The sequence below is a fragment of the Staphylococcus saccharolyticus genome, assembly GCF_900458815.1.
Lineage (GTDB): Bacteria > Bacillota > Bacilli > Staphylococcales > Staphylococcaceae > Staphylococcus > Staphylococcus saccharolyticus.
On record NZ_UHDZ01000001.1, the window covers coordinates 1,525,809 to 1,547,389 of the forward strand.

Genomic DNA, 21,581 nt, shown 5'->3' on the forward strand with positions numbered 1-21,581 from the left:
ATTTTTCTCCTTATATATATTATAAAATAAATGTACTTAAATCCTTATTTGTTGAGATAGATTTTAATTTATCGTCAACGTATTGTGGTGTTATGTCTACAACAGCATTTGGCATATTTGGTGCTTCGAATGATAAATCTTCAAGCATTTTTTCTAAAATTGTGTGTAATCTACGGGCACCGATGTTATCAGTATCTTGGTTAACTTGATAAGCAATTTCAGCTAAACGTTTAATCGCTTCTTCTGAGAAGTTCACTGTGACAGCTTCAGTTTGAAGTAAGGCTTCGTATTGCTTAATTAATGACAACTTAGGCTCTGTAAGAATACTTACAAAGTCGTCCACAGACAGACTCTCTAGTTCAACTCTTATTGGGAAACGACCTTGTAATTCGGGAATCAAATCACTAGGTTTTGATACATGGAAAGCACCAGCGCCGATAAATAGCATGTGTTCAGTATCAACAGTACCATATTTAGTTTGAATCATGCTACCTTCAAGAATCGGTAAAATATCGCGTTGAACACCTTGCCTTGAAACATCTTGACCACTACTTTGATTATTTGTCGCTACTTTGTCAATTTCGTCTATAAAAATGATACCCATTTGCTCAGCTAATTCAAGTGCTTCTTGATTAGCAGTCTCTTGATCTATTAATTCATCTGCATAGTCATCAGCTAAAATTTTTCTTGCTGTTTCAACAGAAACTTCTCGCTCTACTTTTTTCTTAGGCATTAATTGATTCATCATATCTTGTATTTGTTGATTTTGATTAGTACCTAACATACCCATTGCAGCTGGATCTTGTTCTACTTTAATTCTAACTTTTTCCTTTTCAAGTTTACCTTCATCAAGCTGTTTTTTTATTTCAGAACGTTTAGTTTTAATTTCTTCTGTAGGTGGTTCTTCTTCATCATCGTTATTTTGACCAAAGTTAGGTATCGCACCTCCTAAAAGATTTTCAAGTGGGGTATTACCTTGAGAAGCTTTCTTTTTCATACTTGGAACTAATAATTTAACTAATATGTCATTTGCTTTAGCTATAGCTTCATCTTGGACTAATGATTTTTTCTCTTCTTTAACTAATCGTACGGCAACATCAACTAAATCTCTAACCATGCTTTCGACATCTCTACCAACATAGCCAACTTCAGTAAATTTAGTTGCTTCAACTTTAATGAAAGGTGCCCCAACAATTTTAGCCATACGTCGTGCAATTTCAGTTTTACCAACACCAGTTGGTCCAATCATTAAAATGTTCTTAGGTGCAATTTCTTGTTTTTCCTCATCTTCTAGTAAACTTCGTCTATAACGATTTCTAAGTGCAATCGCGACTTTACGTTTAGCATCGTCTTGACCGACAATATATTCATTTAGTTTAGATACGATGTCTTTAGGAGTTAACTTAATTCCATTGGTATACATCTTTAACATTCCTCCATATTGCTACTTTGTTTCATTAGATTCATTTCCTTTTTAAATTACAGTATTAATGCATTTTATAACGTTTCGACAACAATATTGTCATTTGTAAATACACAAATATCTGCAGCGACTTTTAAACTCTCGTAAGCCATTTCTTTAGCGGATAGATGAGAAGCATGTCTTTTGAGTGCTCGACCAGCACTTAGTGCATAATTCCCTCCTGAACCTATAGCAATAAGGTCATCATCGGGTGCAATCACCTCACCTGTACCACTTACAATAAGAATTGCATCTTTATTCATGACTATCAGCATAGCTTCTAATTGACGTAATTGTTTATCACCACGCCATTCTTGTGCTAACTCAACTGCTGCTCTTTCCAAATTACCACTAAATTGTTGAAGTTTAGTTTCAAATTTTTCAAAAAGTGTAAACGCATCAGCTACACTTCCAGCGAATCCAGCTAGTACTTTGCCTTCATACAAACGTCTCACCTTTCTAGCGGTTTGTTTCATAATCACTTGTTGACCTAATGTCACTTGTCCATCGCCAGCCATAGCAGCTTCACCATTATGACGTACAGCGTATATCGTTGTTGCGTGTAAAGAATTGTCCATAAATTACTCTCCTTTTTTAGCTCGAGGATGTGCGTTTAAATATACTTTCCTTAGTTGTTGATTTGAAACATGTGTATATCGTCCAGTGGTAGATAAATTTACGTGTCCTAATAATGATTGTACAGTACGTAAATCAGCTCCTTGATTTAACAAATGGGTTGCAAAGGTATGTCTTAATTTATGTGGGTGAATATCAGTGATTCCAGCAGTTCGTTTCACTACATCATTGAGTACATATCTGACACCACGTTCAGTAATAGGCTCGCCCTTCATATTAACTATTAGACAATCATGGTCACATGATTGTCTTGGTTTAAATTCATCTAAATACCGTTCGATACTTTGCTTACAAAATTCTCCAAAAGGAATAAATCGCTCTTTATTCCCTTTACCTAGGACTTTTACCCCAGGCAAATTCACATCAATATCCTTTATTTTTATATTAACAAGTTCCGACACACGAATTCCTGTTGCGTATAATAATTCAATAATTACTCTGTCTCGCATGCCTTTTTTATAATCAAGCTCTACGGTTTGAAACAACGCTTCCATTTCCTCTTCATAAAAAAATTGAGGAAGGTACTGTTCTTTCTTCGGGTGCACAAGTTGAACAAAGGGATTAATGATTGAGTCATCTTGAGTCATCCAAAATTCGTAGAAAGTACGCAATGTAGAAATCTTTCGAGATACTGTTGTTCTTTTTAAATTATTTGAGTATAAGAAAGATAAATAATTTCGAGCATCTTTATATTCAAATGTGTCTAATTGTAAATGCTCTTTATCTAAAAAGTTATTAAATTGAGCTAAATCATCATGATAAGACTTTAAAGTATACTCAGAAAAGTTCCTTTCTACTTTTAACATATATAAAAATGTATTTTGGATTTTATCCAATATCAATCCCCTCCATTATATTGCATTGTAGCATATGAAGAATAGGTCATACAGTAATTTGATAATCAATTCAAAATCTTTAGAGCATTAGCCACAAAACATTAATTAATATTTAAAAACGTTACTCCACTCCTCAATGAGAATAACTGTTATTATTTATCACAAAAAAACCAGGTAGCATCCCTTCACTACCTAGTTATACTTGTTTCAATTTAAAGTGTTTGTTTAAAATTGTCCAAATATTCTAATGCTCTATTAGCTTGAGCTTCATATCTCTCTTTTTTATCTTTAATGCGCTTTTCTAAAGAAGGTAATAAGCCAAAGTTTGCGTTCATCGGCTGAAAGTTCTTTTCATTTTTAGCATGCGAAATATAATAAGCCATACTACCTATCATTGTCTCTCTAGGGAAGATAACTTCTCCTTTATTTAAAAGCTTGTGAGCTAAATTAATGCCAGCTACTAATCCACTTGCTGCACTCTCAACATAGCCTTCAACTCCAGTCATTTGGCCAGCAAAGTATAGGTCATTATGCCCTATAAATTCATATTTTTCATTTAACACATCCGGTGAGTTGATAAATGTATTTCTATGCATAACGCCATATCTTACAATATCAACATTTTCAAGACCTGGAATAAGACGAATAACCTCTTTTTGTGCTCCCCATTTCAAATGAGTTTGAAAGCCTACTATGTTGTATAATGTCCCTGCTGCATCATCTTGTCTTAACTGAACTACTGCATAAGGTCGTTTGCCGGTTTTAGGATCTTCCAATCCTACAGGTTTCATAGGACCAAACAATAAAGTTTTACGACCTCTTTCAGCCATCACTTCAAAAGGCATGCATCCTTCAAAATACTTTTCTTTTTCAAATTCATTAACTGGTGCAACTTCAGCTTCTAAAACCGCGGCATAAAATTGGTTAAATTCTTCTTCAGTCATCGGACAATTTAAATATGCTGCCTCACCTTTATCATAGCGAGATTTAAGATAAACTTTATCCATGTCTATAGATTCCTTTTCAATAATAGGTGCCGCGGCATCATAAAAGTATAATTGATCTTTACCTGTAATCTCTACTATTTTCTGTGCTAATTGTTCTGTTGTAAGTGGACCAGTGGCTATAATTGTATAACCTTTGGGAATACTATTTATTTCTTTATTTAGAACAGTTACATTAGGATGCTTTCTAAGGGTTTCAGTTATAAAACCAGAAAAATCATGTCTATCAACTGCTAATGCACCTCCCGCTGGTACACGTGCTTTATCAGCAGCTTGTAAAATGAGAGAGTCTAGACGTCTCATTTCTTCTTTCAACACACCGACTGCATTTGTAAGTGAATTTCCTCTTAAAGAATTGGAACACACAAGTTCTGCAAATTTATCAGTGTGATGGGCTGGCGTTTGCTTAACAGGTCTCATTTCAATTAAATTTACGTTAATCCCACGTACCGCTAATTGATATGCAGCTTCAGAACCTGCTAAACCTGCCCCAACAACATTAACTGCTTGAGTCATCATTTCCCTCCTATAATTAAGTTCTCAATTATTTTTGAACTTCTTCTTGGTAGTCACAATTTGAACATACAACTTGACTACTTTTACCTTTTTTCTTATCAACAAGATAGTGATTACATTTTGGACAATCTCTACCTACAGGTTTATCCCATGAAATAAAGTCGCAATCTGGGTATTTAGAACAGCCGTAGAAGATTCTATTTTTCTTAGATTTACGTTCTACGACATCACCTTGATTACATTTCGGGCATTTTACACTAATCGTTTTAACAATTGCCTTAGTGTTACGACAATCCGGAAAATTAGAACAAGCCATAAATTTACCATATCGTCCCATTTTAATCACCATGGGTGAACCACAAACCTCGCAATCTTCACCAGCTGGCTCATCCTTGATTTCAATTTTTTCCATCTCTTCTTCAGCACGATCAACGTCTTGCTTAAAACTATTATAAAAATCGCCAACAACTTTACGCCAATTCATGTCCCCTTCAGCAATTTTATCTAATAACGTTTCCATGTTTACTGTGAATTCAACATCAATAATTTCAGGAAAGTATTCTTTAACTTGTTCATAAACAATTTCTCCTAATTCAGTTGGAACGAATCGCTTACTTTCAAATTTGACATAATTACGTTTTTGTATTGTATCTATAGTTGGTGCATAGGTAGAAGGTCTACCTATTTTTAATTCTTCCAAAGTTTTAACTAAACGTGCCTCAGTATAACGTGAGGGAGGTTGAGTAAAATGTTGAGCAGGTTCTATTAGTGTTGCAGTTACTTTATCTCCTTCTTCTAATTGAGGTAGCTTATTCTCCTTATCATTTTCTTTGTCATCTTTTGCTTCTACGTATAGTGTCATGAAACCTTTAAATTTAATCGTCTGTCCATTGGCTCTAAATTTTATATTATTTTGAGTTACATCTAAAGCTATTGTATCTAAAATAGCAGTAGCCATTTGACTCGCTACAAATCTTTCCCAAATTAATTTGTATAGACGATGTTGATCTCTAGTTAAGTAAGGTTTCATTTCATCTGGCGTTCTTAAAGTGCTGGTAGGTCTTATAGCTTCATGAGCATCTTGGTCACCCTGTTTACCATTTGCTTTACGTTTAGAAGCATATTGTTTGCCATAATTATCAGTAATATAGCTTTGTGCTTCAGACTTCGCCGAATCAAAGATACGTGTAGAATCAGTACGCATATACGTGATTAAACCAGTGGTACCTTGACGTTTTAAATCGATACCTTCATATAATTGTTGTGCGAGCATCATTGTTTTACGAGCTTTAAAATTTAATTTACGTGCTGCTTCTTGTTGAAGCGTTGAAGTAGTAAATGGATGAGCTGGATAACGTGTCTTTTCTTTCTTATTTACATTAGTAATTTCGAATTGATCTCCATCTAGTGCTGCTGTTATTTTTTCAACGTCATCTTTAGTTTTAAGTTTATAAGGTTTGTTTTGATAATGAAGGAATTTAGCATTAAATTTAGACTTTTTATATCTAAATTCACCTTCTATTGTCCAATATTCTTCAGGTTTAAAGTTACGTATTTCATTTTCACGATCTATAACTAATCGCAATGCAACTGACTGTACTCTCCCAGCAGACAGTCCTTTTTTTACTTTTTTCCATAAAACCGGAGAAATATTGTAACCCACTAATCTATCCAAAATTCGGCGTGCTTGTTGAGCATCAACTAAATCCATTTCAATTCCTCTAGGATGCTTAAAGCTATCTTTAACTGCATCCTTAGTTATTTCATTAAATACTACTCTGTTTTCTTTTGAGTCCTCTAGTTCTAAAATTTTTGATAAATGCCAAGCAATCGCTTCACCTTCACGGTCGGGGTCGCTAGCTAGAAAAACTTTTTTAGCTTTCTTTACGTGTTTCTTCAAGTCTTTAACTACAGGCCCTTTACCACGAATCGTAATGTATTTCGGTTCATAGTTATCTTCAGTGTCAACACCCATTTGACTTCTAGGTAAGTCGCGAACGTGTCCCATTGAAGCAATAACTTTGTATCGTTTTCCTAAATATTTTTCAATGGTTTTAGCTTTTGCAGGCGATTCAACTATGACTAAATTATCTGCCAAAGTTATTTCCCCCTTGCAAATTGAATTACTAAAGATAAATGATAAACTCTTATTTTTACATTTGTCAACGTTTTAATATTTTATTTCCTATTTTGTTAGAATTATTATTAATTTTGTTTCATTAAACTTTAACTAAATTAATGCATGTTAATAATTAAGAATGTCAGAGAATAGAAAGTTATTTCAAAAAAAGTAGTCCAATAATATACTATTTTTATCTATAACTACTCGTGCACCTTCGTTAATTCTTAATAAGTTTCCTTTAGTCATAGTATTAAATAACGATCCAGGCAATACATAGACATTTCTATTTTGTTCAAGTGCACAATCAATTGTGATTTGACTACCACATTTTACTTCTGCCTCTGTGATTAACACACCTTTAGACAAGCCACTAATCAACCTGTTTCTTTCAAGAAATTTATAGACGAATGTGGAGGATATTCACTAAACCTCTTTTTTCAATTTCATTTCTCAATTTTATAGTTGATTTAGGATAATATGTATAATGACCAAAACCTAACACAGCAACAGTGGGCAAATCATATTTATATAGAAGTTTGGTGTGCAATACTATCTGCACCTTTAGCTAAACCTGAAATCACAGTCATATTAATCTGTTTAAAAAGAAGGAAAAAGATATTCTAATGCTTGTGTAGTATAATGCGTAGATTTACGTGAACCAATAACAGCTAACGTATTAGTTTGATTAAAATTTTTGAGGTTTCCTTTATAAAAAATCACATATGGGAAATCATAAATCTCCTTTAACAATTGGGGATATTCTTGAACAAAGTAAGTTACAAATTTAAGACTTGAATGTTTCATAGTAGAAAGAATATTATTGAGTTTTAATGTCTTAAATTTTTCATATTTTTTCCACAAAGATGAAGAGGATTGGTGTGTTAACCATTCTACTAATAGTTCATTTCTTCTTAAATCATTTTCCGTAATAAACTGAGGATATAAGTGGATAAGATTGTGTACTTGATTTGTATTGAAATGCGCCCAATACAGCTTTAATAATGTATATTGAATCAAAGTCATTGCTCCTTTAGTAATAAATAGTATGTCCTAAGGAACAATCAATTTGGATTACTATTACAAGACAAATTATCGATCAATTTAACGTACTTGTAAGAAGTAATTTTTCTAATGTATCAAAAGTTAAAATATTCACACTTTTTCATCTGAAAAATTCGAGTTTCTACTATTATACATATTTAAACAAAAAAGCTCGAACCCAAAATGAGTCCGAACTTACAAAAATATATCAACTTTAGATTTATTTGTTAACTGTTAATAATTCATCATAAATTCCAGCTTTTTTAGCAGCTTCAATAAGAGTAGTACCGATTTCAGATGGAGTATCTGCCGTTTCAACACCACAATTATTTAAGGTTTTAATCTTTTCATCTGCAGTACCTATACCGCCAGAGATGATAGCACCTGCGTGACCCATACGTTTACCTGGAGGTGCTGTTTGACCACCTATAAATCCAATTACAGGCTTGTTCATATGCTCTTTAATCCATTGCGCTGCCTCTTCTTCTGCGGAACCACCAATTTCACCAATCATTACTACTGCTTTTGTTTCAGGATCTTCATTAAATGCTTTTAAGACATCAATAAAGTTTGTACCATTAACTGGGTCTCCTCCAATACCTACAGCAGTAGTTTGCCCGATGCCTTCTTCAGTTAATTGATAAACAGCTTCATAAGTTAATGTACCAGAACGAGATACGACACCGACATGTCCTTTTTTATGAATATATCCTGGCATAATACCAATCTTACATTCGTCAGCAGTAATTAAACCAGGACAGTTTGGTCCAACTAAACGTGTTTTACGACCTTGTAAATATCTTTTCACTTTAACCATATCGACAACAGGAATATGTTCAGTTATACAAATAACCATATCTAAATCAGCATCTGCAGCTTCAATAATAGAATCTGCGGCAAAAGGTGCCGGCACGTAAACAACGGATACATTAGCACCAGTTTCATTTTTAGCTTCTTCTACAGTGTTATATACTGGAACACCTTCTACAACTTGCCCACCTTTACCTGGTGTTACCCCTGCAACAATCTGTGTTCCATAATCTAGCATTTGTTTTGTATGGAAAAGGGCAGTAGACCCTGTGATACCTTGTACCATTACTTTCGTATTTTTATCAATAAATACACTCATCTTAGTGCTCCCATCCTTTCCTTACGCTTCTTTTACAAGTTTTACAATTTTTTGTGCGCCTTCAGCCATTGTTGCTGCTGGTTCGATAGCCAAACCTGATTCATTTAAAATTGCTTTACCACGCTCTACATTGGTACCTTCTAAGCGAACTACTAACGGTAAAGTAAGTTCAACCTCTTTTACTGCTGCTACAATACCTTCTGCGATAACGTCACACTTCATAATTCCACCAAAGATATTTACAAAAATACCTTTAACATTGTCATCACCTAAGATGATTTTAAATGCTTCAGTAACTTTTTCTTTAGTAGCACCGCCACCAACGTCTAAAAAGTTAGCTGGATTTCCACCATAATGATTAATTGTATCCATCGTTGCCATAGCTAAACCTGCACCGTTAACCATACAACCAATGTCTCCATCTAATGCAATATAAGATAAATCGTATTTAGAAGCATCGATTTCTTTAGGATCTTCTTCTTCTAAATCACGTAATTCTAAAATATCTTTATGTCTGAATAATGCATTATCGTCAAAGTTTAACTTAGCATCTAAAGCTAAAACTTGCCCATCACCAGTTGTTACTAGTGGATTGATTTCAACAATAGAACAATCTTTTTCAATAAACACATTATAAAGTGCTAATAAGAATTTAGTTGCTTTACCAATTGATTCTTTAGGAATATTTATATTAAAAGCAATGCGATGTGCTTGATATGGTGATAATCCAACAACTGGATCAATTGTTTCTTTGAAGATTTTTTCAGGTGTTTGAGCTGCAACCTCTTCGATTTCAGTACCACCTTCTTCTGATGCCATTAAAGTCACTTTGTCTGTAGCACGATCAATAACAAAGCCAACATAATATTCTTTTTGAATATCGCAACCTTGTTCGATATATAAACGTTTAACCTCTTTACCTTCAGGTCTTGTTTGATGTGTGACTAATTGTTTCCCTAATAATTCATTTGCGTAAGTTTCAACTTCAGATAGTGATTTGGCAATTTTCACACCGCCTGCTTTACCTCTACCCCCAGCGTGTATTTGTGCCTTAACCACGTATACATCTGAATCTAATTCTTTCGCTTTCTCCACCGCTTCTTCAGCAGTATATGCTACTCGTCCTTTTGGAACTGCAACGCCCATAGAACGAAATATTTCTTTACCTTGATACTCGTGGATATTCATCTTCCATCCTCCTGTTTCTTAGGTTAAGTTGCCCTTTAATTATAAAAAATGTAAGCGCTATTGTAAACTAATTGACTGTATTTATTGCAATTGAAACAAAATTCAAATTATTTCAACATCGATTTAATAGGTTCAAATGTTTTACGATGTTCTTTAATGACACCAAAAGTGTTAATTGCCTCTAAATGCTGCTTTGTACCATAACCAACATTACTTTCAAATCCATACTCTGGAAAATGATTTGCCAAATCTCTCATATAGTTATCTCGATACTCTTTAGCCATAATACTCGCTGCTGCAATAGACACACTTTTCGCATCACCTTTAATAATTGACGTTTGAGGTATATCGTTATCAAGTTTCATAGCATCAATGAGTAAATGTGAAGGTCTGACCTTTAAGTCATCAATAGCACGTTGCATTGCTATCTGAGTTGCATGATATATATTATATTGATCTATTTCTTCAGACGGAACTACACCATAAGCATAGCTATACACATTTTTCTTCAAATCTTCATTTAATATGGCACGTTTTTTAGCAGATACCTTTTTAGAATCGTCCAATCCAAGATAATGGTGCCCTTTATTAAGAATCACAGCGCATGCTACAACAGGCCCAGCTAATGGTCCTCTCCCAACTTCATCTATACCACAAATGAATGCATCACTTTGACGTTTGAATATATCATTTTCATATTGATTCATTGATAGATATTTATCTTCAAGTGCTTGTTCTTTTAAAAGCTGCTTTCTACGAGATTCAATTGCTTTTATAACGCCTTTACGATGATCTTGGTTAGCAACATGCTCTTCTAATTCATTCAAAGTTTGAATGAGCGCAATTTCTTCTTTAATTTTTTTAATTGTCTTTGTCATATTACATGTCACGCTTCATTTCTTTTAAAATATCAAAACAATATGTTCCAATCTTAGCGTTTCTCATATCATTAATTATCAATTCAATGACTGATTCATAGTCGACCTCGTTACCCTTTTGCAGTAAACCACGGCGTCTACCTATCGCATCAAACCACTCTATGATTTCAGCTTTCTCATCTACAACAACATTGTAATGACGTTTCAAACCTTCTAGGTCATGCGTAATCATAAAATTTAATCCATAAATCGCTACTTCATCTAAATGGACAATGCTATCTTTAATCGCACCAGTCAAACTTAATTTCTTACCAACTTCTTCATCTTCAAATTTAGGCCATAATATTCCTGGCGTATCTAATAATTGAAGAGATTTGCCTACTTTAATCCACTGTTGTTGTTTCGTTACTCCGGGTTTGTTACCCGTCTGAGCGATACTACGTTTTGCCAATTTATTGATAAGTGTTGATTTACCAACATTAGGAATACCAACTATCATGGCACGAATAGCTCTTGGTTTTAAATCTTTAGCTTTTTCTCGATTAAATTTTTCTTGAGTTACCTTAATCGCTTCAGCTTCTACATTTTTTAAGTTTTTACCATGCTTTGCATCTACTGCAACAGGATAAAATCCTTCTTTTTTAAAATATGTTTCCCATTTTTCTAATTCTTTTAAATTAGTCATATCTTTTTTATTTAAAATAACAACTCTCGGTTTTTGTTTAATGACATCATCAATCATAGGATTTCTTGAACTATACGGTATTCGTGCATCAACTATTTCAAAGACAACATCTACTTTTTTTAGTTGTTCATTCACTTCTCTTTTCGCCTTAGCCATATGTCCTGGATACCATTGTATTGTCATGATGTATCACCTTACTTTCATTTTTCTTTATATTTTATGTATATCATTAACTTATCAAGTATACTTTATATTACGAATCACTACCACTTAAAGTTTAACATTCCTTACTTCTTATTTTAAAAATGATATAATTGACTCATTTATATGAAATTCAATCTATAAAATTAAGATAAAAAGTAAATCGATAAAAAACTATAATATTAAAGATTATGTAAATCACTTTAATAAAAGTTACAATCGCTTTTAATCATTTAAACAATAACCTACAATTTAATTAAAGATAAGAAGATTTAAGACATCAATATATAGTGTTTTAGGAGTATGTAATGAAGAAAAAAGTAAGCTATAGCATTTTATTTTTAGCACTATCTTTAATAGGTCATAGTTACATTATTTATTGTTTTTATCATGATGGTATTTTCTCTACTGGCCCAAATGACGATATGGAACAAATGGTACCTATCCAGATGTACCTTTTTAATCATTGGAGTCATGGTAATTTATTTTACGCTACTAATTTCGGTTTAGGTGGAGACTTCTTTACCGATTTAAGTTATTATTTTTCAACAAACATTCTATTTATTTTTAACGTATTAATCATACTCTTATTAAAATTATTTATTACTATAGATACAAATCAACTCATGTTTTGGATGAATAATGCGTTAATTATCTCAATTATCAAAGGCACATTTGCACTATTTTGTACTTATCTATATGGTAGATTTATCTCTAAAAATAGAGTATTAAGTCTATTCATTGCATTTATATTTGTCATTTCACCTTTGTATTTCAGATTCACTGTGTATTGGCCATTCTTTAGTGATGTTTTCATCTGGCTACCTTTATTTTTATATGCCATTGAAAGGTTTCTTCAACACCGCAAATTAGGTTTAGTTATTTTAAGCATAACTTTAATACTTATCAACAATTTTTATTTTGCCTATTACTTTTTAATTACTGGTGCAGCATATGTGCTAATAAGAATCATCTGTAGACATCCTAAAGATATAGTTACTCGTGGCCAAGCATTCATTACCTTATTTATAAGTGCAGGTTTAGCATTAGGAAATAGCTTATTAGTTTTCTTTCACGGTGTGCAAAGTTTTATTGATAATCGACGTGTTCCTTTCTCTGGACATGTGAACACTTATGATAATTTAAATGTAAATACCAATATATTTTTCGATAATTATCTTATTGTTATATTATTTATAACAATCCAAGGAATACTATGCTTTAAGTTATATAGGCATTATTATTATCGATTATTTGCTATTTTGTCACTTGTTTTTATTATTTTTACTTTCTTACCATTTGTAGATCAAATATTTATTGGATTCTCTGCACCACAAAAACTATGGCACTTTATTCTAGCGTTTAACACTGCAGTACTCATCAGACTGTTCATTAAATATTTTAAAACCATCAGTATTAAATCATATGTAATTACAAGTTTAATTGCTCAAAGTGTTATTTATATTAGTGCATATTGCTATCATAATTATTTACCATGGCTAATCCTAGTGCCCGTAATTTCCATAATAGGACTACTCATTTTACTTTTAAATGAAAAAAATGTGCGCATCAATCTCACTTATCTTTATATCATTTCCATTGCAATATTAAGTGTCATGGTTACGTTTGTTTTTATTAGAAATCAAATCTATTTTAAAGACCATAGAGAGCGAGCGAATACATTTTATGTTAATTCAAGTTTATATAGTTCTGATTTACAGAGAACATTAGTTAAAGAAATGAATGATAATAAAAATGGCGACCAAAGAATGGATTGGCGAGTCAATGAACAAGATAATACCCCTATGTATCAAAACTTTAAGGGTCTTAGCCTTTATTCAAGCATTTTTCATCACAATATTTTGGATTTCTATTTTGATGCCTTAAAAATAAATTTAGCTGAAGAATCGTTAAGCTGTTATCAATCGACAAATAGTCGACAAAATTTAGCTAGTTTATTTTCAATCAAATATCTTATGTTAAAGAATTATCAGCACACTGTACCAAGTTATTTTAAAAAGATAAAAACAAGTGGACAATACAATATATATGAAAATCAACTTAATTTACCGAGTGTGAAAGTAACGCAACATCTATATAATAGCAAAAGTTTAAAGACACCTATTAACCGAGAACATGCTATGCTTGATGGTGCTATTATAGATTCATAAGGAAAACCTTTTAACTCAAAAAGTAACAATTTATTAAAAAATTCTAGAATTTCGACACAAAATCTAACTAAAAAAGGTAACAACAAATTTAACATCAAACATGATGTAGGTACAATAAAAATTCATATTCCAAAAAAACTTCGTCAACATTATCAAGATTTTTACTTAACTATATATATTAAACGAGTTTATCCAGATAGTAATTATAATGTAAACGTAAAAAACTATCTTAATCATCGTTTATATAATAACTCTGTGTATCGTATTGGCGTTGACACTCAGCTCTATAGAACTGTACCAAATTAAAATGGTGATATTCATATTCAATTGTCACCTAATGGCACATTTAATGTTAAATTATTAAATCTTAATGGAGAAAATTATGAGACGCTTAAACAAGCAAACCATCGTGCAAACTTTAATATGCGTTATAAAGATATAAAAAATGGTATAAAAGTTAACTTAGATAACCATTCTAAAGGACTTGCAACAATAAATATCCCTTATCGTAATGGTATGCGTGCATACATTGATGACCGTCAAGTGACTATTAAAAAAGGGAATTATATGATGACAGGTGTACCAGTTAATAAAAATGACAAAACAATTATTATTAAATATCAACCACCTTACCTAAAAACGATGATAACTATATCATTGTTCAGTATAGTGATAAGTATTGCTTTCATTAAATTAATGAACTTAAGAAAAAGAAAGATGAGGATTCGCCATGATAAAAAAACTTTGGGATAAACCTATTCAACGTTTTGGACTAATCATTTTATTGAGTTGTATACTCTCATTAGTTTTATATGGACCTTTTATTTATCAATATATAACTAAGGGTATCGTATTTAGTGGCAGTGGTGATGGTTTTAGACAAATGATGCCTTTTCAACTGTATCTATATGAGCATTTTACATCTTTAAAAGGATTCTATGATGTTTCATTTGGTCTTGGGGGAGATTATGTTAAGTCCTTATCCTATTATTATTCTATGTCTCCTTTAATGTGGGGGAACTTTCTAATTATATGGTTACTTGAACATACGATACATATCAATCCTCATAATATAGGATTTTGGCCAATGAATCAGTTAATTATGGCGTATATCCGTACAGTAATCACATTTATTTTTACATTTTATTTATTTAATTATTTGCGACTTAAACCCGCACCTATGTTCATTGCAACGATTTTATATAGTATGTCTACTGTAATTACATATTACAATTTTACTTGGTCATTTTACGGTAATCTACTTATAATGCTACCTATGTCAATTTGGGCAATAGAAAGATTTTTTAAGGAACGTAAAATTGGCTGGTTTATTATCGCAATTACTTATACACTATTCACAAACTTTTATTTTAGCTACTATGAAGCGATAATCATAGGTTTTTATTTTATTTATCGGTTAGTTGCACCCCATCCTAAAGACATGGTGAATCGCTGGCAAAAATTTTACATATTGTTATGCGCCACTTTATTAAGTGTATTAGTAAGCTTTATAGGGCTTTATACTGGGGTATCTTCATTTTTGGCTAATGACCGAGCACAAAATCCTAAGTTTAAAATTACTTTTTTTACGAATTTATTCGAACCCAATTATAATATTTTTGCTGATGGTTTTTATATCACTATTTCTTTTATTGCTGTCATTGCACTATTTTCTTTTAAATTATATCGACACTATTATTATAAATTATTTGCGATTGCGACCTGGATCTTACTCATCGGTTCCTTATCTCAATGGTTTGATAGTGCATTTAATGGCTTTTCATTACCACAAAGACGTTGGGTTTACTTTTTAGCGTTATCTACAAGTGTATTAATAGCATTATTCATACAACATTTGAGTGAATTATCAATTAAAGAATACATCATTATCGCTATTCCAGTATTTATATACGGTCTTGTATATATTATATTGACTGAAAAATCAGTGAAGTGGATGTATGTTGCACTTATATTGATCGTAGTATTATTTGTATTCCTTAAAAATAAATCGTTGTTAACACGCACTTCAATGATGGTATTACTCGTTGTCTTATTTTTAGCTCAACAAGTTTTGATGTCAAATGATTCACGAAAAATAACTATTGAACTTTATCAAACGACTTTAAAGACTCTTAATGATTCGAGCTATAAAAGCAGTATTTTAAACAAAAAAATTACGCATATGACTCAAAAATCTTCAGATCCATTAAATAGATTAGATTATTTTTCATATTATGCTTTAAACTCTCCCTTCATATATCACTACAACGGCACCTCATTATATTCTAGTATTTTCGATGGGGATATATTAAAATATTATGATCAAACCTTGCAAATTAATATGCCTGTGGATAAAAACAGTACTTATCGATATTTAGGTAATCGTGCAAACTTAATGTCACTATGGGATGTTCAAGATCGATTAAGACACCCTAATGATTTAAATATGCCTTATGGCTTTAAAAAGAAAGAACTGATAACTGATAAAAAAGATCAATGGATTCATTCTGTTAATACAATGAATTATCCAAGTGCACACATTACTAATAAAAAATATGATACAAAAGAATTAAAATCTCCACTTGATAGAGAACAGGCTATGCTAAATGGGGTCGTATTTAATAATAAAACTCAAGGTAACACACCTTTTAAACCTAATACTAATTTACTTTCTAATGCTAATCAAAGCTTAAATAATGCCGATTGGATTGACAGTAATCATTTGAAAGTTAATCAGAATAATGGTGGTGTTACATTTAACTTACCTAAAAGTATAGTTAAAAATTATAAAGATATGTACGTAGAAATGGATGTTGAATTACTCTCTCCTGATAAAGAACACAAAGTTGGAGTGAATGAATATTCACAAGAAAGAAATCGTTTGTCGTACAAATATCGTCGTTTTGTTTCACCTGTAACGATGCGTACTAAGTCTTCAAGTCACCTTAATATCACGATGTCAAAAGGAACTTATCGTTTTAAAGTAAAAGGAATTTATGGTGAAGACTATAAAACACTTAAAAATGCTTCACAACAACTAAAAACAGTTAAAGTGAAAAAAGAAAGCAATGGTTTTACAATTACTAAACAACAACGTGATCATGGATATCTGGTCTTACCTATGGTTTATGCTGAAGGAATGCATGCAACAGCGGATGGGAAGCCTGTAAAAGTACAACAAGGAAACGGCATAATGACTACAATTCCAGTTAAAGAGGGGCAAACAACAATAAGATTAACCTATACTCCCCCTTACTTTTATTTATTAATAACTATCAGTATCATCGGAAGTATTTTGAGTATTATTTTTACTTATTATGTAAAGAGAAAAAGAGAAAAATAATTATTTTATTACAACAATATGTAGTCTCCTACTTTAGAAATAAAGCTACCCAAAATTAGAATTTACATCTAATTTTAGGCTTTTTTATGAAAAGTTCTTTTTATAAAAAACCTAAATGCTGATTCAATTAAAAAAGCTTTCAAACACTTATATAAAAAGATGTTTGAAAGCTTTGTCTTTATTGAGGCTTTATTAAAAGCACTGAGTTAATATATATGACTAATACTTTTTGTGTTGCCCTCTTTGCATTTGTCGAATATGCTAATTAGCGAACTTCTTGGATTCTAGCAGCTTTACCACGTAAACTACGTAAGTAGTATAATTTAGCACGACGTACTTTACCGCGACGTTTAACTTCGATTTTTTCGATTTTAGGAGTGTGTAATGGGAAAGTTCTTTCCACACCTACGCCTGAAGAAATTTTACGAACTGTAAAAGTTTCAGAAATTCCTCCACCACGACGTTTAATAACAACACCTTCGAAAACTTGGATACGTTCACGAGAACCTTCGACGATTCTTACGTGTACACGCAAAGTGTCACCTGAACGAAAAGTAGGTAAATCAGTACGTAATTGTGATTGTGTTACTGCTTCGATTAACTTATGATTACTCATTATAAATTCTCTCCTTCAACCTATGTTCTTGCCTAGACAAATGTACAGCAGCGGATCATAGTGATAATTAATGTTTTTTCACACTTAAATTATGTTAGCACAACACTACTCGTTTTTCAATTGCTTTTTATATGTTTCTAAAATTTCTTTATCTTTAGAGGTAAGTTCATATTCCTCTAGTAAATCTGGCCTTTTTTCATAAGTACGAATTAACTTTTGTTTATGTCTCCACTCGTCAATATGCGCATGATTACCAGATAATAAGACATCTGGAACTTTCATATCTTTATATTCGCGAGGACGTGTATACTGAGGAAATTCAAGCAATCCATCTGAAAACGAATCGTCTTGGTGAGACGCTTCATTGCCTAATACTCCAGGAATCAGTCTAACTATTGCATCAGTCATCATCATAGCAGGCAGCTCCCCACCTGTTAACACATAATCCCCCATAGAAATTTCATCTGTCACGAGATGTTCTCTAATACGTTCATCATAACCTTCATAATGTCCACAGATAAATACAATATGGTTTGCTTTACTTAATTCTTGTGCAATCTGTTGAGTGAAAGGATGTCCTTGAGGACACATTAAGATTACTCGAGTATGTGCGTCTGTATTTAAATCTTCCATGGCATTAAATACAGGTTCAGGCTTTAATACCATTCCTTGACCGCCACCAAATGGATAATCATCAACTTGATTATGTTTGTTAACGGAATAGTCACGAAAATTAATTGTATTTACAGCAATCATATTTTTATCCTGCGCACGCTTTAAAATTGAGCGATTTAACACGCCATCAAACATTTCAGGAAATAGTGTTAAATAATCAATTTTCATTATTCTAACAACCCTTCCATCGGCGTAATTTTAATAGTTTTACTTTCCACATCAACATCTTTTACCACATCTTCAATATATGGGATGAGGTATTCTTTATCACCTTTGACTACCCATACGTCATTTGCACCTGTTTCAAAAATATTGATAATAGGACCAATTGGATGATTTTCATCATCGAAAACAGTACATCCAATAATATCAGAATAATAAAACTCATGCTCACTTAACTTAATATCTTCACGATCACGTTCTTGATAGATATAGTCGCCTTTAAGGTGTTCAACATCATTAATATTATTGATCCCTTCAAATTTCAGCATATGAAAACCTTTATGTATGCGATAAGAGGCTACAGTATACTCAATGTCGTTCTGATGATGTTTAACTATTAAATGCTCACCAGGTTGAAATCGAATTTCAGTAAAATCTGAATTGGATTTTACTTTCACTTCTCCCTTAATCCCATGAGTATTGACGATTTGTCCTACTTCTACTTCCATGTCTTATCCCTCCTAATCTTCTGATTTAATCTCAAAAATGAATCAAATATATCTTAACACGCATGCGAACTACAAATAAATATTATTAAAAAAGGACGCCGTGATGGCGTCCACAAAGACTTTCGCTAATTACTTAGCGTTTTTTTGTTCATCAAATTTTTTCATGATACCTTCTTTAGATAAGATATTGTGAACTGTATCAGTTGGTTTAGCACCATTGTGTAACCATTTTAAAGCTAACTCTTCATCAATTTTAACTTCTGGTGCATTAACGTGTGCTGGGTTGTAAGTACCTAATTGCTCAATGATACGACCATCACGTGATGAACGTGCATCAGCAACTACGATACGATAGAATGGGTTTCTTTTTGAACCTAAACGAGTTAAACGAATTTTAACTGCCATATAAATTACTCTCCTTTATGTGTTTATCATTTTTATTTTCTACAAGAATAAATAATAACAGTTACACAAATGTTTGTAAAGACTTTTTTCTTTACAAAAAGTAGATTTATGAAATAAATCGTACTTTTGGTTATGCATGAGCTTTAGCTAGTATATTATATTATTGATTGAACAAATTGAGTAATTTTGTAATTACACATTCCTCATCAAATATACCTCTTAAAAAAAGCATCGAACAACTTTTCGATTGTCCGACGCTTTATATTGTATATTAAAAAGGTAAGTTCATGCCTTTAAGCATATTTTGCATTTGATTACGTTTTGCTTTTTTTCCTTTACCGCCACCAGTAAACTGTTTCATCATTTTTTTCATATCATTAAACTGTTTCATCAAGCGATTCACTTCTTGTAAAGATCGACCAGAACCTTTAGCAATACGTTTTTTACGTGATACATTTAATGTTTCAGGGTTTGAACGTTCATTAGGTGTCATTGATTGGATAATCGCTTTAATATGATCGATTTGTTTATCACTCATATTAAGCTTATCTAAACCTTTCATTTTGTTCATACCAGGAATCATTTTCATAAGATCATCTAATGGACCTAAGTTTTTAACTTGATCTAATTGTTCCAAGAAATCATCTAATGTAAATGATGACTCACGCATTTTCTTCTCTAAATCTTTCGCTTTTTCTTGGTCAACATCTTGTTGTGCCTTCTCAATGAGACTTAATACATCTCCCATACCAAGAATACGTGAAGCCATACGTTCAGGGTGGAATAATTCTAACCCGTCTAAATTCTCACTCATACCTACAAATTTAATAGGTTTTTGTGTTACAGAACGAATAGAAAGTGCTGCACCACCTCGAGTGTCACCATCTAATTTAGTTAATGTTACACCAGATACATCTAATTGCTCATCAAAAGATTGCGCAACGTTAACCGCATCTTGACCCGTCATAGCATCTACTACCAACAAGATTTCGTCAGGTTTAGATACTTTTTTAATCTCTTGCAATTCATTCATTAGCGCTTCATCGATGTGCAAACGACCTGCTGTATCAATGATAACAAAGTCTAAGTGTTCTTCTTTCGCGTGTTTCAAGGCATTTTCAACAATTTGTTGAGGTGGCACTTGATCACCTTCACTATAAACAGGTATATCGATTTGCTTACCTACTGTTTGTAATTGATCGATTGCAGCTGGACGATAAATATCACCTGCGACTAACATAGGTTTTTTATTATATTTCTTACGCATTAATAAAGCCAATTTACCTGCAGTAGTAGTTTTACCTGCACCTTGCAAACCTACCATCATAACAACAGTTGGTGGCTTATTAGCCATTTTAATGGAGGTGTTCTCTCCACCCATTAAGGTCGTAAGCTCTTCCTGTACAATTTTGATAACCTGTTGACCAGGTGTTAAAGATTGCATTACATCAGAACCTAAGGCACGTTCTGATACTATTTTAACAAATTCTTTAACCACTTTGAAGTTAACATCGGCTTCTAATAATGCAAGCCTTACTTCTCGCATCATTGTTTTAATATCTGCTTCTATTACTTTGCCTTTGCCACGCATTTTTTGCATCGTGGCTTGTAAACGATCGGATAATCCTTCAAATGCCATAACGTTTGCCCTCCTTTTTTAAATGATTACTACTCTAACTCTTCTAATTGAGTGATATATTGTTTAAGCAACTCAGGTTGGTTAAATGATTGTTTCATTAAGTCATATATTTCTCGACGTTTCTCAAATCTTTGATATAGTCCTAATTTAGATTCATAATCTTCTACTAAATCGCCAGTTCTTCTTATATTATCATAAACTGCTTGTCTACTCACTTCAAATGTATCAGCAATTTCACTTAATGAATAATCTTGTAAATAAAACAATTCTAAATAGTTTCTTTGCTTTTTTGTAAGTAAAGATTGATAAAAATCAAACAAATAATTCATTCTTAATGTTTTAACTAAATCATTTTGACTCATC

At 32.2% G+C, this 21,581-nt stretch carries 16 protein-coding genes and 2 pseudogenes; 2 read left to right on the plus strand and 16 right to left on the minus strand.

Going from position 1 to position 21,581, the window contains the following annotated elements:
* Nucleotides 1–19: 19 nt before the first annotated feature.
* The 10 genes and pseudogenes from hslU to ylqF form a co-directional block, all read right to left on the minus strand.
* Nucleotides 20–1,423 carry an ATP-dependent protease ATPase subunit HslU gene (gene hslU / locus DYE57_RS07505; RefSeq protein WP_115313490.1) on the minus strand — a complete coding sequence of 468 codons (1,404 nt, stop codon included), beginning with the start codon at nt 1,421–1,423 and terminating at the stop codon, nt 20–22.
* Between the two features lie 74 nt (nt 1,424–1,497).
* Nucleotides 1,498–2,040 (minus strand): ATP-dependent protease subunit HslV, encoded by a 543-nt coding sequence (gene hslV, locus DYE57_RS07510; RefSeq protein ID WP_115313491.1) that lies wholly within the window; start codon nt 2,038–2,040, stop codon nt 1,498–1,500.
* A gap of 3 nt (nt 2,041–2,043) precedes the next feature.
* On the minus strand, nt 2,044–2,904 hold the full coding sequence (gene xerC / locus DYE57_RS07515; RefSeq protein ID WP_420802098.1) for a tyrosine recombinase XerC: 861 nt from the start codon (nt 2,902–2,904) through the stop codon (nt 2,044–2,046).
* A gap of 242 nt (nt 2,905–3,146) precedes the next feature.
* Entirely contained in the window at nt 3,147–4,454 is a 1,308-nt protein-coding gene (gene trmFO, locus DYE57_RS07520; protein ID WP_115313493.1) for an FADH(2)-oxidizing methylenetetrahydrofolate--tRNA-(uracil(54)-C(5))-methyltransferase TrmFO, read from the minus strand.
* A 28-nt stretch (nt 4,455–4,482) separates the two neighbouring features.
* A complete protein-coding gene (topA, locus tag DYE57_RS07525) occupies nt 4,483–6,558 on the minus strand; it encodes a type I DNA topoisomerase (protein WP_185802528.1) in 2,076 nt (691 codons plus the stop codon).
* A gap of 177 nt (nt 6,559–6,735) precedes the next feature.
* A pseudogene (locus DYE57_RS07530) lies at nt 6,736–7,593 on the minus strand (DNA-processing protein DprA).
* A 244-nt stretch (nt 7,594–7,837) separates the two neighbouring features.
* Complete coding sequence (gene sucD / locus DYE57_RS07535) at nt 7,838–8,746, minus strand: succinate--CoA ligase subunit alpha (protein WP_115313495.1); 909 nt, start codon at nt 8,744–8,746, stop codon at nt 7,838–7,840.
* Between the two features lie 21 nt (nt 8,747–8,767).
* The gene (sucC, locus tag DYE57_RS07540; protein ID WP_115313496.1) at nt 8,768–9,934 is read right to left on the minus strand and encodes an ADP-forming succinate--CoA ligase subunit beta; all 1,167 of its coding nucleotides are present in this window, start codon (nt 9,932–9,934) and stop codon (nt 8,768–8,770) included.
* A gap of 107 nt (nt 9,935–10,041) precedes the next feature.
* Nucleotides 10,042–10,812 (minus strand): ribonuclease HII, encoded by a 771-nt coding sequence (locus DYE57_RS07545; RefSeq protein ID WP_115313497.1) that lies wholly within the window; start codon nt 10,810–10,812, stop codon nt 10,042–10,044.
* A gap of 1 nt (nt 10,813) precedes the next feature.
* On the minus strand, nt 10,814–11,680 hold the full coding sequence (gene ylqF, locus DYE57_RS07550) for a ribosome biogenesis GTPase YlqF (RefSeq protein WP_115313498.1): 867 nt from the start codon (nt 11,678–11,680) through the stop codon (nt 10,814–10,816).
* A 326-nt stretch (nt 11,681–12,006) separates the two neighbouring features.
* Here ylqF and DYE57_RS07555 point away from each other — a divergent pair.
* Nucleotides 12,007–14,622, plus strand: a pseudogene (locus DYE57_RS07555) (YfhO family protein).
* Entirely contained in the window at nt 14,600–17,212 is a 2,613-nt protein-coding gene (locus tag DYE57_RS07560) for a YfhO family protein (RefSeq protein ID WP_115313499.1), read from the plus strand. Before DYE57_RS07555 ends, DYE57_RS07560 begins: the two are co-directional and overlap by 23 nt.
* Nucleotides 17,213–17,477: 265 nt before the next feature.
* Here the strand turns inward: DYE57_RS07560 and rplS are convergent, their stop codons facing one another.
* The 6 genes from rplS to DYE57_RS07590 all read right to left on the minus strand — a co-directional run bounded on the left by rplS (nt 17,478) and on the right by DYE57_RS07590 (nt 21,580).
* On the minus strand, nt 17,478–17,828 hold the full coding sequence (gene rplS / locus DYE57_RS07565; protein WP_115313500.1) for a 50S ribosomal protein L19: 351 nt from the start codon (nt 17,826–17,828) through the stop codon (nt 17,478–17,480).
* A 105-nt stretch (nt 17,829–17,933) separates the two neighbouring features.
* Complete coding sequence (gene trmD / locus DYE57_RS07570; RefSeq protein ID WP_115313501.1) at nt 17,934–18,671, minus strand: tRNA (guanosine(37)-N1)-methyltransferase TrmD; 738 nt, start codon at nt 18,669–18,671, stop codon at nt 17,934–17,936.
* On the minus strand, nt 18,671–19,174 hold the full coding sequence (gene rimM / locus DYE57_RS07575; RefSeq protein WP_115313502.1) for a ribosome maturation factor RimM: 504 nt from the start codon (nt 19,172–19,174) through the stop codon (nt 18,671–18,673). The genes trmD and rimM overlap by 1 nt, the downstream gene beginning before the upstream one ends.
* 129 nt (nt 19,175–19,303) lie before the next feature.
* Entirely contained in the window at nt 19,304–19,579 is a 276-nt protein-coding gene (gene rpsP / locus DYE57_RS07580) for a 30S ribosomal protein S16 (RefSeq protein WP_115313503.1), read from the minus strand.
* Nucleotides 19,580–19,850: 271 nt separating this feature from the next.
* Nucleotides 19,851–21,218: a signal recognition particle protein gene (gene ffh, locus DYE57_RS07585; RefSeq protein ID WP_115313504.1), complete on the minus strand. Its 1,368-nt coding sequence runs from the start codon at nt 21,216–21,218 to the stop codon at nt 19,851–19,853.
* A gap of 29 nt (nt 21,219–21,247) precedes the next feature.
* Complete coding sequence (locus tag DYE57_RS07590; protein ID WP_115313505.1) at nt 21,248–21,580, minus strand: putative DNA-binding protein; 333 nt, start codon at nt 21,578–21,580, stop codon at nt 21,248–21,250.
* Between the last annotated feature and the right edge of the window lies 1 nt (nt 21,581).